The sequence below is a fragment of the Nonomuraea sp. SYSU D8015 genome (assembly GCF_008065375.1).
Taxonomy (GTDB): domain Bacteria; phylum Actinomycetota; class Actinomycetes; order Streptosporangiales; family Streptosporangiaceae; genus Nonomuraea.
Genome location: NZ_VJYI01000005.1, coordinates 353,904 through 365,699, shown reverse-complemented (window position 1 = coordinate 365,699; position 11,796 = coordinate 353,904). Strand labels below are relative to the sequence as shown.

The 11,796-nt window shown below is 69.9% G+C and carries 11 protein-coding genes; 7 read left to right on the top strand and 4 right to left on the bottom strand.

Annotation, left to right across the window (positions count from 1 at the left end; genetic code table 11):
• The first annotated feature begins 24 nt into the window (after positions 1–24).
• On the top strand, positions 25–1,827 hold the full coding sequence (locus ID574_RS24090) for a CDP-glycerol glycerophosphotransferase family protein (protein ID WP_223167004.1): 1,803 nt from the start codon (positions 25–27) through the stop codon (positions 1,825–1,827).
• Here the strand turns inward: ID574_RS24090 and ID574_RS24085 are convergent.
• The gene (locus ID574_RS24085; RefSeq protein ID WP_188191209.1) at positions 1,766–2,806 is read right to left on the bottom strand and encodes a glycosyltransferase family 2 protein; all 1,041 of its coding nucleotides are present in this window, start codon (positions 2,804–2,806) and stop codon (positions 1,766–1,768) included. The two genes, ID574_RS24090 and ID574_RS24085, sit on opposite strands and share 62 nt — an antisense overlap.
• A 66-nt stretch (positions 2,807–2,872) precedes the next feature.
• Here ID574_RS24085 and ID574_RS24080 point away from each other — a divergent pair, with 66 nt between their 5' ends.
• From ID574_RS24080 to ID574_RS24055, 6 genes are all read left to right on the top strand, one after another.
• Positions 2,873–4,318, top strand: coding sequence for an LCP family protein (locus ID574_RS24080; protein ID WP_188191208.1), 1,446 nt, complete (start codon positions 2,873–2,875; stop codon positions 4,316–4,318).
• Positions 4,319–4,352: 34 nt separating this feature from the next.
• Positions 4,353–4,700 (top strand): STAS domain-containing protein, encoded by a 348-nt coding sequence (locus ID574_RS24075; protein WP_188191207.1) that lies wholly within the window; start codon positions 4,353–4,355, stop codon positions 4,698–4,700.
• Positions 4,701–4,799: 99 nt separating this feature from the next.
• Positions 4,800–5,645, top strand: coding sequence for a GNAT family N-acetyltransferase (locus ID574_RS24070; protein WP_223167003.1), 846 nt, complete (start codon positions 4,800–4,802; stop codon positions 5,643–5,645).
• Positions 5,642–6,487 (top strand): LLM class flavin-dependent oxidoreductase, encoded by an 846-nt coding sequence (locus tag ID574_RS24065; protein ID WP_223167002.1) that lies wholly within the window; start codon positions 5,642–5,644, stop codon positions 6,485–6,487. The genes ID574_RS24070 and ID574_RS24065 overlap by 4 nt, the downstream gene beginning before the upstream one ends.
• A gap of 208 nt (positions 6,488–6,695) precedes the next feature.
• Entirely contained in the window at positions 6,696–7,430 is a 735-nt protein-coding gene (locus ID574_RS24060; RefSeq protein WP_188191206.1) for a DUF4097 family beta strand repeat-containing protein, read from the top strand.
• A gap of 667 nt (positions 7,431–8,097) precedes the next feature.
• Positions 8,098–8,853, top strand: coding sequence for a hypothetical protein (locus tag ID574_RS24055; RefSeq protein ID WP_188191205.1), 756 nt, complete (start codon positions 8,098–8,100; stop codon positions 8,851–8,853).
• Here ID574_RS24055 and ID574_RS24050 read toward each other — a convergent pair.
• The 3 genes from ID574_RS24050 to ID574_RS24040 form a co-directional block, all read right to left on the bottom strand.
• Positions 8,822–9,232: a peptidase inhibitor family I36 protein gene (locus tag ID574_RS24050; protein WP_188191204.1), complete on the bottom strand. Its 411-nt coding sequence runs from the start codon at positions 9,230–9,232 to the stop codon at positions 8,822–8,824. The two genes, ID574_RS24055 and ID574_RS24050, sit on opposite strands and share 32 nt — an antisense overlap.
• A 116-nt stretch (positions 9,233–9,348) precedes the next feature.
• Positions 9,349–9,756 (bottom strand): VOC family protein, encoded by a 408-nt coding sequence (locus ID574_RS24045; RefSeq protein WP_188191203.1) that lies wholly within the window; start codon positions 9,754–9,756, stop codon positions 9,349–9,351.
• A 926-nt stretch (positions 9,757–10,682) separates the two neighbouring features.
• Positions 10,683–11,474, bottom strand: coding sequence for an IclR family transcriptional regulator (locus ID574_RS24040; protein WP_188191202.1), 792 nt, complete (start codon positions 11,472–11,474; stop codon positions 10,683–10,685).
• Positions 11,475–11,796 lie beyond the last annotated feature (322 nt).

Sequence of the window (11,796 nt, the reverse complement as noted above, 5' to 3'; positions counted from 1 at the left end):
CGGCGCTTGTTACCGTGCGATCACATGAGGAAACTCATCGTGATCGTCCTGCTGCTCGGCTCCTACCCCGTACTGCTGGCGTCGGCCCTCTGGCCGGCGCCACTGGCGTTCGCGGCGGTGGCCGCGGTCTCCTACGCCGCCGAGTACGCCGCGCCACGGGTCGCCAGGCGGCTGCTCGACCTGCTCGGCAAGGTGCACCTGGGGATCACCCTGCGCTTCGCGGCCCGCCAGACGGCGGCGCTGCTGCTGGTGGCGCGGACGGCGGGGCCGGACTCGGCGTGGTTCGTGGCGGTGGCCGCCGGCGGGTTCGGCCTCCACATGGTGCGGGCCGCGCACACAGGCCTGGCCATGCGGCTCAGGCAGATGCTCGGCAGCATGCCGGTCACCACTCGCAACCTGGACGTGTCGGCGCTGCGCATCCCGAAGTTGCCACCGCGCTGGCTGCGCGACGCCCGGAGCGTGCGCTTCCTCTACCTGGACGCCCTGCCCGTGCTGGGCGCCGGGGCGGGCGCGGCCGCGGCGGCGGGCGGTGCGGTGCCGCCCGCGGCCGGCGCCGTGGCGGCCGCCGCCGGCGCGGCCCTGGCGCTGGTGCTGGGCGCCGCCGGGGCATTGGCGCTCATCCCGTACGTGCGCCGGGCCCTGCCTCTCACCGACAAGGCTCGCGTGCTCCAGGTCGTGAGCGAGCAGGTCAGGGCCTACGACCCGGAGGTCATCCTGTACTTCTCCGGCGCCACCGCGGCCGCGTACCAGGCCAGGATGTGGCTGCCCGTGCTGGAGCGGATCGACCGGCGGGCCATCGTCGTGCTGCGCGAGCGCGGCATGGCCGCCCACCTGGAGCCCTCCACGCTGCCGATGGTGTGCATCCCGTCCTCGGCCGACCTGATGAGCTTCCGCGCCCTGTTCAGCGCCAAGCTCTGCCTGTACGTCTCCAACGTCGGCAGGAACGTCCACATGCTGCGCATCCCGACCCTGCGCAGCGCCTTCCTCAACCACGGCGACAGCGACAAGGAGGCGTCGTTCAACCCGTTCTCCCGGGTGTACGACGAGGTGTGGGTGGCCGGCCCCGCCGGGAGGGACCGCTACCGGCGGGCCAAGGTGGGCGTGCGGGACGAGAACATCCACGAGGTGGGCCGGCCGCAGCTGGAGGGCATCTCGACGGAGGGCCCCGGGCTGCCGTACCGGACCGTCCTGTACGCCCCCACCTGGGAGGGCTGGAACGACGACCTGTTCCACACCTCGCTGATCACCATGGGCCCGCGCATCGTGCGGGCGCTGCTCGACCACGAGCCCCCGCTCCGCGTGATCTACAAACCGCACCCGCTCACGGGCTGCCGCGACAAGAGCGCCCTCCGCGCGCACCGGAAGATCGTGGCCATGATCGAGGCGGCCGAGCTGGCCAAGTCGAAGGACAGGCACCCGTCGCGGGCCTCCGGGACGCGGCCGCGCATCACGCATCTGATCGTCACCGGCCCCGAGCCGCACCTCTACGACTGCTTCAACGAGTGCGACCTGCTCATCAGCGACATCTCCAGCGTCGTGGCCGACTTCCTCGCCAGCGAGAAGCCGTACGCGGTGACCAACGTGGCCGGCCTGCCCGAGCGCGCCTTCCACGAGCGCTATCCGAGCGCCGAGGCGGGCGTGCTGCTCGGCGAGGACCTGGCCGGGCTCGCGGACTTCCTCGACGGGGAGGACACGCTGGCCCGGGCCAGGATCAAGCTCAGGAGCTACCTGTTCGGCCCGGAGTATCCGGACGCGATGACCCGCTTCAACGCGGCGGTGGAGCGGGTGCTGACTTCGGCGGCCGGGCCAGCTTCTTCGGACTCGTGAGGAAGCCCCAGCCCCAGGAGCAGTGCATGGTGGCGTACACGATGGGCAGCCGCAGCCGCGCCGCCATGGGCAGCCCGCCGCCGGTCAGCACCGAGCCCGCCACGATGGCGAGCGCGTAGCCGCCGGGGACGATCAGGCCGAGCGGGAAGAACGGCGAGACGACCAGACCCAGCAGCATGGCCAGCACCGCCGCCGGCGGTGCGAGGTAGCGCAGGTTGATCGTGCCCTCGTGGGTGCGCGCGACCACCCGCCGCCAGCGGCCGTAGTGGAAGTATTGCTTGGCCAGCGCCTTGACGTTGGGCCGCGGCCGGTAGGAGACCCGCATGCGCGGCTGGAACCAGACCAGGCCGCCGCTCTGGCGGATGCGGTGGTTCATCTCCCAGTCTTGGGCGCGCTGGAAGTGCTCGTCGTAGCCGCCCACCCGGTCGAGCGCCGAGCGGCGGAAGACGCCGAGGTAGACGGTGTCGGCGGGGCCGGCGGTGCCGCCCACGTGGAAGGCGGCGGCGCCCACGCCGATCTTGGAGGTCATCGCGCAGGCGACGGCCTGTTCGAACGGCGTGACGCCCTCGGCCGCCATGATGCCGCCGACGTTGTCGGCGCCGGTCTGCGCCAGCGTCTCGACCGCGATGCGCAGGTAGTCGGGGGGCAACATGGCATGGCCGTCCACCCTGGCGACGATGCCGTTGCGGGAGGCGGCGATCGCGGCGTTGAGCGCGTTGGGGGTGCGGCCGGTCGGGTTGGGCACCACGGTCACCCGGGGGTCGGCCGCCGCGATGGCGTCGGCGACCTCCTGGGTCCGGTCCTGTGAGGGGCCGACGGCGAGCACGACCTCGATCTCACCGGGGTAGTGCTGGGCGAGGACCTGGTCGACGGCCTCGCGCAGGTGCCGCTCCTCGTTGAGGACCGGCATGATGACGGAGATGGGGGGCCAGGCACGCGTCTCCGCGGGCGCGTGCGGCGAGTCGGGGAACTGCTTCATGGCGGGGCTCACGCTACTGTACCGGCAGGGGAGTCGGGAAACCTCCGGGCGAACGAGGGGGAGGGCATGCGTGACGCGGGCGAGGAGGACGCCGGAGTGCTCGTGGGCGGAGACGCCTACGGTGGCGTCAGGCTCGCGCCCGGCCGCACCCGCAAGCCGTTCAAGCGGAGCGCCAAGGCGCGCCGCCGCAACGTGATCATCGCCGGTTTCCTCTCCACCTGCGTGCTCGTCACCACCGGGGTGGTGTGGGCGACGCCGCGCCAGATCGGCACCGTGGACGCCGGCGTGACCGCGCCCTCGGCGCGCGGCCCGGAGAACATCCTGCTGGTCGGCGTGGACAAACGCGACGACCTCACCCGCCAGCAGCAAAACCGGCTCAAGCTCGGCCGCGAGGCGGGCCAGCGCACCGACACCATGATGGTGATCCACCTGTCGGAGGACCACCGCCGGATCACCGTGGTGAGCCTGCCGCGCGACACCTGGACGACGATCCCGGGCAAGGGCGACCACAAGATCAACTCGGCCTACCAGTTCGGCGGCCCCAAGCTCACCAAGCAGACCGTCGAGGCCGCCACCGGGCTGCAGATCAACCGCTACATCGAGGTCAACATCCTGGGCTTCATCGACGTGGTCGACTCCCTCGGCGGTGTCACGGTGTGCACGCCGGTGCCGATCAACGACCCCAAGACGGGGCTCAACCTGGCTGCGGGCACCCACCAGCTCGACGGCGTGCAGGCGCTCGGCTACGCCCGCACGCGGGCCACCGCCCGGTCCGACCTCGACCGCATCGACCGGCAGCAGCAGGTCATCTCGGCGCTGCTCAACCGGGCGCTGAGCGCCGACACGCTGGCCAACCCGGGCAAGCTGGCCTCGTTCGTCAACTCGACGCTCAGCACGGTCAAGGTCGACCCCGACGACGGACTGCTGGGCCTGGCCACCCAGCTGAGGGACGTCTCGCTGGAGGACGTGAAGTTCGCCGAGGTGCCGCTCGCCAACGTCGATTTCAAGGCGCCCACGGGCGAGTCGGCGGTGCTGTGGGACAAACAGGCCGCCAAGGACATGTTCGCCAAGATCAACGCGGACCAGGACCTCACCAGCGCCACGCCCACCGCGGCCCCGTCGACCCCGTCGAGCAAGCCGTCAGCCATCGCGCCCGGCGGCATCTCGCTCACGGTCAAGAACGGCACGCTCATCACCGGGCTCGGCGCCCGTACGAAGGCGGCCCTGGTCGCGTACGGCTTCAAGGTCCCCGACGATCCCGGAAACACGACCAAGAAGGACTACACGAAGACCGTCGTCCGGTACGCCGAGGGCCAGGAGCAGGCGGCGCGCGTGGTGGCGACCGCCATTCCCGGGGCCGAGCTGAAAAAGGCCGACGTCGAGGGCATCGAAGTGATAGTCGGCAGCGACCAGCCGAAAATCCAGAAACAGAAGCCGACAACCACCCCAACCGCCAAACCGAGTGTTACACCTACGACCAAAACGGCAATGCAGAACATATGTAAGAAATAGGTATAACTATCGGCCTTTCGGGCAGGTGAGCCCCATGGTGGTCAGGTCTTGGCGGGAGGACCCCTGTACGGTTCTGCACGTCGTAGGTGATCTCGACGTTGCGGGCGCGCCTCGGCTGCGAGCCGAGTTCGAGCAGGCGATCGCAGGCGCCGACCCGCCCCACCTGGTCGTCGACCTGACCGAGGTCCCGTTCTGCGACTCCGTGGGGCTGGGCGTGCTGGTGGCCACGCTCAACAATGTGCAGCGCATGCGCGGCCGCATGATCCTCGTGCTGGCCCCCGGCATGATCCGTCACCTGCTGACCATCACCAACCTGGATCGGCATTTCGAGACGACCACGTCGCTCGGTGAGGCCCGCGACGCGTTGGGGAACGCGGCTTAAGTCCTGGGAGCGCGGTTAAACGTTTGAGGTGTGCGAGAACATGGTCATGTTCATCGCGGGCACACCTCCCCATGACCTGGCGGAGAGCCCCTGCACACTGTGGAGGCTTTCACGTTGTTCGACCAGTTCCCCGAGCCGGCGCGCTCTCAGCTCGCGGCCGCCTTCGACGAAGGAAGGACGCGGCCCGAGTGGTGCTTCGCGGAGGGTCAGGCGCGCCTGGCGTACTGGGCGCCCTTTCCCGACTCGGAGCCGATGATCGTCTGGCAGTTCGACCCGGGGCCCGATCCCGTCGCCGCCGCGGACCTGCTGCGCCGCAGCCTGCAGGCGATGGGTCTGGTAAAGATCATCTGTGACATCCCGCTCAAACCCGGCCTCACCCCTGTCGTCGATCGCGCCGTCGAGCACGAGGCCCTGACCCGGGCCGGCTTCGCCATGGAGGTCGAGCGGCTGTCGCTCGAATGGGTGGCGGGCACCGACATGCCTCCCGACCCCGGGAGGCTCACCTACCGCCCGGCGCGCCGCATGCCCCGCGCCGAGGTGCTCGACCTCCTCGTACGCATCTCCGAGGGCTCGCTCGACCACGACACCCGCGTCGAGGTCGCCACGTCGGGCGCCGAGCGGGAGGCCCGCTGGATGTACGACGACCTGATGAGCCGCAGGGCCAAGCCCGACTGGTTCGTCATCGGATACGCCGACGACTCCCCCGTCGGCCTGGTGGCGCCCGACGACCACTCCATCGCCTACATCGGCGTCGTGCCCGAGCACCGCGGCCGCGGCTACGTCGACGACCTCCTGGCCAGGGGCACCACAACACTGGCCGAGGCCGGCCTGCAGCGCATCGTCGCGGCCACCGACGTCGCCAACACCCCTACCGCGAACGCCTTCCTCCGTGCTGGATACTCGGAGGTCGGCCGGGTTTTCCGCTACTACTGGAGGAAATCGTGAGACTTGGCGTGATGTTCGACCGGGACCTTCCTCCCGAGCAGCTGATCCCGTTCGCCAAGGCGCTGGACGAGACGTCCGTGGACGACCTGTGGGTGGTGGAGGACCTCGGCTGGACCGGCGGCATCTCCTCGTCTGCCACCGCCCTCGCCGCGACCTCCCGCCTGCGCGTCGGCCTCGGCATCGCCCCCGCTCCCCTGCGCAACCCGATGCTCCTGGCCATGGAGCTGGCCAACCTGGCCCGCGTGCATCCCGGACGGCTGGCGGCGGGGATCGGGCACGGCGCAGGCGACTGGATGCGCCAGGTGGGCGCGGCCCCGCGGTCGCCGCTGGCGCTGTTGGAGGAGACGATCACGTCCGTACGCGCGTTGCTCCGCGGCGAGACCGTCACCCTGCACGGCAGGTCGGTCCACCTGGACGGGGTGTCGCTGGTGCACCCGCCCGCCGAGGCGCCGCCCGTGCTGGCCGGGGTGAAGGGGCCTCGGTCGCTGGCGCTGTCGGGGCGCGTGGCGCAGGGGACGATCCTTCCCGAGGGCGTCGGGCCCGCGCAGCTGCCCGGGATACGGGAGCAGATCGGGGCCGGGGACGAGGACCACGAGCTGGTGGTCTTCACCTACCTCCACATCGGTGACGACGCGGCCGGGTTCACCCGCGCCATGGTGGAGGGGCAGGCCGCGTGGCTGGGCGTCGCCCCGGAGGACGTGGCGATGGCGGCCGGGACCGCGGAGGAGGCGGCGGCCATGGTCAAGAGCCTGTGGGCGGCGGGGGCCGACACGGTGGCGGTCCGGCCGCTCGCCCAGGAGGACCCGCTGCGCCACGTCACGGCACTGCTGGCGGCGCTGTAAGGGGCCACGCCGGTCACAACCCCTTTCGCCGCCCGGCCACCGATCTCGCCCCCGCGGTCCTCAAGCCCCGTGGCGGGCGCCCGCGTCCGCCACACCCGCCGCCGACCCGGGCGGGTGAGGGCGGCCGGGGGCGAGATGGCCGAATGGTCGATGGCGGTCGGTCGGATGGTCGATGGCCGGCGGGCGGCGCTCGGCCACCATCGACCACATGAGGCGAATCACGGCATTAGCAGCATGCGCGACGGCGGTGGCACTGACCACCGCCGGTTGCGGCGGCCTGGACCTGGACGCCGAAGAGGTGCACGCCACCCAGTCGTTCCCCTTGTCGGGGACCGACTTGAAGATCATCTCCTCGCTGGGCGGCGTCCGCGTCCTCCCGGGCACGGGCGGCAACGTCCAGGTCGAACGGTGGGTCCGGGGCAAGGCCGCCCACCAGGGCAAGGCCGCCTGGTCCCTGCGGGACGGCACCCTGCGGCTCAGCGCCGACTGCAACATGGTCCTCGGCGACTGCGGCGCCCGCTACCACGTCAAGGTCCCGCCCGGCGTACGGCTGTCGATCGACGCGGCGGACGGCGTCATCCTGAAGGACCTCCCGCAGGACGTGGACGTGGTCAGCAGGGACCACATCCAGGTGTCCGGCACCTCGGGGAAGCTGCGGCTGCGCAGCGAGGGCCCGATCACGGGCGACGGCCTGAAGTCGGCGAATGTCCGGTGCCGCACCGCGGACGGCGCGATCGACCTGTCCTTCACCGGCACGCCGGCCAGGCTCGACCTGCAGTCCAGCGATGGGAGGGTCACGGCGACCGTGCCGAAGGGCTCGTACGCGGTGACGGCGAGGAGCACGGACGGCAGCGAGCGCTCCGAGATCAAGAGCGACTCCAAGGCCGCCAACACCATCGTGGCACGCAGCGGTTCGGGAGACGTCCGCATCCAGGCCGCCTGATCGAGGGCCGGGCCCGGCGTCGCGGTCGCATCCCCGGCGGGTGCGCCCGGGCCGGAGTCGACGACGCCGCCCGCGCGTACCTCCTCGGCGGTGAGCGGCCGCAGCGTCAGGGTGTAGTCCTAAACCGCCGAGCCCTTCACGCGCAACGGCCCAACGGGCAGCGACCGGTTCTGGCTGGGCGGGCAGGGGTCCCGGGCATCATGTCGTTCGCATGTTCTACCCGACAGGGCCAGCTCTGGCAATGTAACGGTCACCGACAGTGACAGCAGGATGAGAGCGGGGGTGCGGGCGTGCCGGTCATTCGACGATGGCCACACGGGGGCCAGACGGGGTCACGGCGCCCGATCCCCGCAACGGCGCGCCGGCTTCGGCACGCCCCGCGACCGGCGCCGGTGCCCTGCATGAGTAAGCTCACCGCGACCTGCACCGCTCATGGCGCGATCGCAGAGCAGACCGGCCAGGTCGTCCCGCAGAGCGTGCTGGCCCAGCGGGTGGCCTGGCTGACCGGCCTGGCCCAGGAGCTGACCGCCCGCCTGATCGCCGCCCGGTGGAACCCAGCCGATCTGGACGCCCTTGCCTCTGGGGTGGGGCTGGACGGGCGGGCGTTGCCGGCCAAGGGCTGGATGGCCGCCCGCAGGCTGGGCTGGGGCGTCGCCCCGGAGCCGGCGTGCAGGTCTGTGATCGGGTGGCGCGCTGCGCCCAGGAGCAGGCTGCTCGCCTGTTGCGGCTGGCGCTGCACCGCCGCGATCTGGTGGCGGCGCTCGTGGCCACCTGGCCGCGCGACCCGGGCAGGCGCACCGAGGCCGAATGGGCGGCGTTGCGGGCGGTGCTGCCGGACGGGGTGGGCGCGGCGGAGGTGCGCAACCGGACCCGGCAGATCCGCGCCTACCGCGATGCCCACGACGGCGTGCTGCCGGCGGATCTGACCGACCTGGAGGAGCCTCCGGCGTGTGCGGCGCAGATCGTGCTGGCCGCGGCCGACCGGCAACTGGCCGTCCTGGAACGCACCGGGGAGCGTAGCGCCCGGTTGCGGGTGAAGCTGCCCCTGACCGCCTGCCCAGCCTCCGCCAGGGGCTGGGCCTGGCATGTGCTGCCGATCGCCCTGCCGCCGACCGTCCCGGCGGAGGCGAAACTGTGCTCCCCGACCCTGCGGGTGGTCAAGGGGCGGGGTACGCATCGATCTGCCGTTCCGGACCCCGATCGGCCTCGCGCCCGCGACCGGTCATGTGCTCGGGTGCGGCTTCGACTGGGGGCTCAATACCCTGCTGACCGGCGCGGTCGGACGGCTGACAGGGGAGGGCCGGGTGGTCTCGGATGGGCGGCCGCTGGTCTACGACACACGGCTCGGCGCGGCCGGACATCGCAGGCGGGATGCCCGGCCGCCGGGCTCATCAGCCGTGGACGTCGGCGGAGGACCGGGTGATGGTGAAGCAGGACGGCCCGCTCGGACCGCTGACACGGAGGGAGTGGAAGAAGTCCCGGAATGTACTGAAGAAATTGCCCTTCGCGCCGGCGAGGCTCACTGCGCGGCAGCCTTCGTAGTTCGCCTCCGAGTAGAGGTGAACGGTGGAACTCGTACGGTTCCAGTCGGATTTGGCCCGGCCCGCCATGTTGAGTACGGCCAGATCGGGGGTGTCGCTCTGAACCTCGACGATGTCGCCCGTGCCGTCGAGCCCGGAGAACAGGCAGTAGTAGTTGGGCCGGCATCGGTCATATCCCTCGGCCGCCTGGGCCGGAACGCTCGTCAGCGTGACCAGCGCCGCCGCGGCCGGGACCACCAGTAAGTGAAGCTTCTTGCCCACAATGCCTCCGTAGCTGAAAATTTCTTTCGGACTACGGCTCGACCATACATGCCCCGATCTTGCTCGGGAAGAGGTGATCTGTTCACATCGGCACAGCGCCCGCGAACGCGGCGGCGTCAGGACTGCCCGGATATGTCGGAAGCGACCAGTTCGACCTCGAACCCGTCCTGATCCTCCAGGTAGGCGGCATAGTGCTGCTCACCACCGGCATGAGGATGCCGGTCCGGGAACATGAGCGTCCAGCCGTGCAGAGGCGCCTGTTCGACCAGGAAATCGAGCTCGGCACGGCTCGCCACGTGGAAGGCGAGGTGGTTCAGGCCGGGACGACGGCGGTCATGGCGGTCGGCGGTCAGGTCGGGCGACTGCTCCAGGACCAGGTACGTGGCGCCGAGACGCCAGCTTCTGCCGTTCTTCCAATCCTGGAAAACGGTGTAGCCGAGAGCCTCCAGCAACCATTGCCAGCTGCTTGTCGCCCGAGACAGGTCGGGGACCCAGATCTCGACATGGTGCAGAGTGCCGGTCATGGGTCCGCTCGCGTGATCCGCTGCCGTCATGGCACCATCACGGCCTCTGGCACGACACCTCCAGCGTTCCAGATCATCTCCGCGACCGCGCCTACCGGGCCCTTCTGCTTGGCGAGGCGCAGCAGATCACGGCTTGGCCCCGATGTGAACGGTACGCACACGGCAACTATCCCAAACGACGTGCGGAATTACCCGCAAGATCCCCAGACCGGGGCGCCGACCAATTCGACCGAGCTTGCTCCCGTAGAGCCGCCACCTCTCGCCGCAAGATATGTGGCCCGACGAGCATCAGGACATGTACGGCGCTCAGCTCGTGGGCGGTTGCCCAGATGCCCAACGTGGGGTTCTGGAACGGGAGGACCTCGAACGCGGCCCGGTCCAGGTATCTCATGCCTCCGGTCCCGCACGGGCAGGTCATCGTGCCGATCAGCCGGCAGGATCACGTCCGCCAGCCGTGCGTTCTCTCGGGCGGCGAGCACGGGTTCGAGCCGCCGCTTGAACCGCGGCCAGTGGCGCTGTGCCGATAGTGGTCCACGAGGAACTGCGCGACGCGGCGTCGGCGCGGGCGGGGGTCGGCCAGGCGTGCCCGCCGATGGAGGTGGAGCGGCCATGCGGCAGATGGGTGGCGATGAGAGCCAGCGTGTCTGCCACGGGTGGTGGAGCAAGGCGCGGCGCGTGCGGTACCCACCCAGCCGCCGGCTTCGGCCGGCCTCCCAGTCCTGGGAGCGGCTGTAGCCGGGGTCTCCAGGAGCCATTGTCAGCTGTCGATGACGCGCTGGAGGTCGGGGACCCAGATCTCGATATGGCGGAGTGCTTCGGTGGCAGGCTTGTCGTTCACGCGGCGACCCCATGACAGCCGGGGTGTGCTCCTTTCCGTCCGCGCCGACCCTCACGATGAGACGGCGTTCCCCCAAAGCACAAAATCATCACAGGCCGTCGAACGGATGGACGAGCGGGGTTTTGCGTAATGCGCGAGAGATCTGCGATGCCGCCGACCGCAGAGCGTTGATCAGCCCATCCGCCTCTCTCTGCCCCGCTCCTACCAGGACGGAGACCGCGGCCACGACAACACTGTCGCTACCGTGCTCGAAAATGGGAAAGGCATACGAGTCGATCCCGATCAGACGCTCTTCATAACAGATGGCATAACCGCGTTCCCGAATAGCCTTGAGCTCCGCTTTCAATTGCTGCGGGGAGGTGATGGTGTGGTCGGTGTATCGGGTGAGCTTTCTGCTCAGAATTCTCTTCCTCATTTCGACGGGAGAATAAGCGAGAATGACCTTGCCCGCCCCGGTGGCATGCAACGGCATGCGTCCGCCCACACGCCCCACGGGCTTGACGGGAAGGTTCTTGGAAAGCCTCTCCACGAGGAGCGCCCCATCCCCGGCGGGCATGGCCAGCTGCACGTGCCCGCGGGTCATCCGGTACAGGTTCTGCAGGACGGGCATGGCGATCTCGCGCAGGATCGAGGCATGGGGGCAGCGCGTGCCGATCTCCCACATGAGCCTGCTCAGGCAGTAGCGCCCGGAAGGCAGCCGCACCAGAGCGCCCTGGAGCACGAGGTCCTGGAGCCAGCGATGCGCGGTGCTCGACGTGAGCTGCGTTCTCTCACAGATCTCCGTGAGGGACAGTTCGGTCTGGTCGCCGGCGAAGGACTTGAAGATCGACATCACCTTGGCGGCGCCCGACGGCCCGAGGCCCTTGTCGTTCCCCGTCATTGAGTCTCCACTCAGTTGCGACTTCTTGCATTACTCCAGGTAGACGACGGCGTTTCCCGCTGAGCGGGATAGTACTTCATGTGCGACTCCCGTATCGCGCATAGTGTTCCCGCACGTACAGGTCGGCATGGATTCGGTCACCCTTCGAGCAACATGCCCCTTTTGGGCATTTTTTGGGCAGATGCCCCGATCCGGCTGATCGGTTATCCGGGCCGCGAATCGCCAGCGGCCGAGTATCGGGATTCCTTCATGCCCATATTGGAGTCCTATGTCGGGAGGTGTCGGATTGAGTGAATGGGCGGGCCCGCCCGCCAAGCCGCTC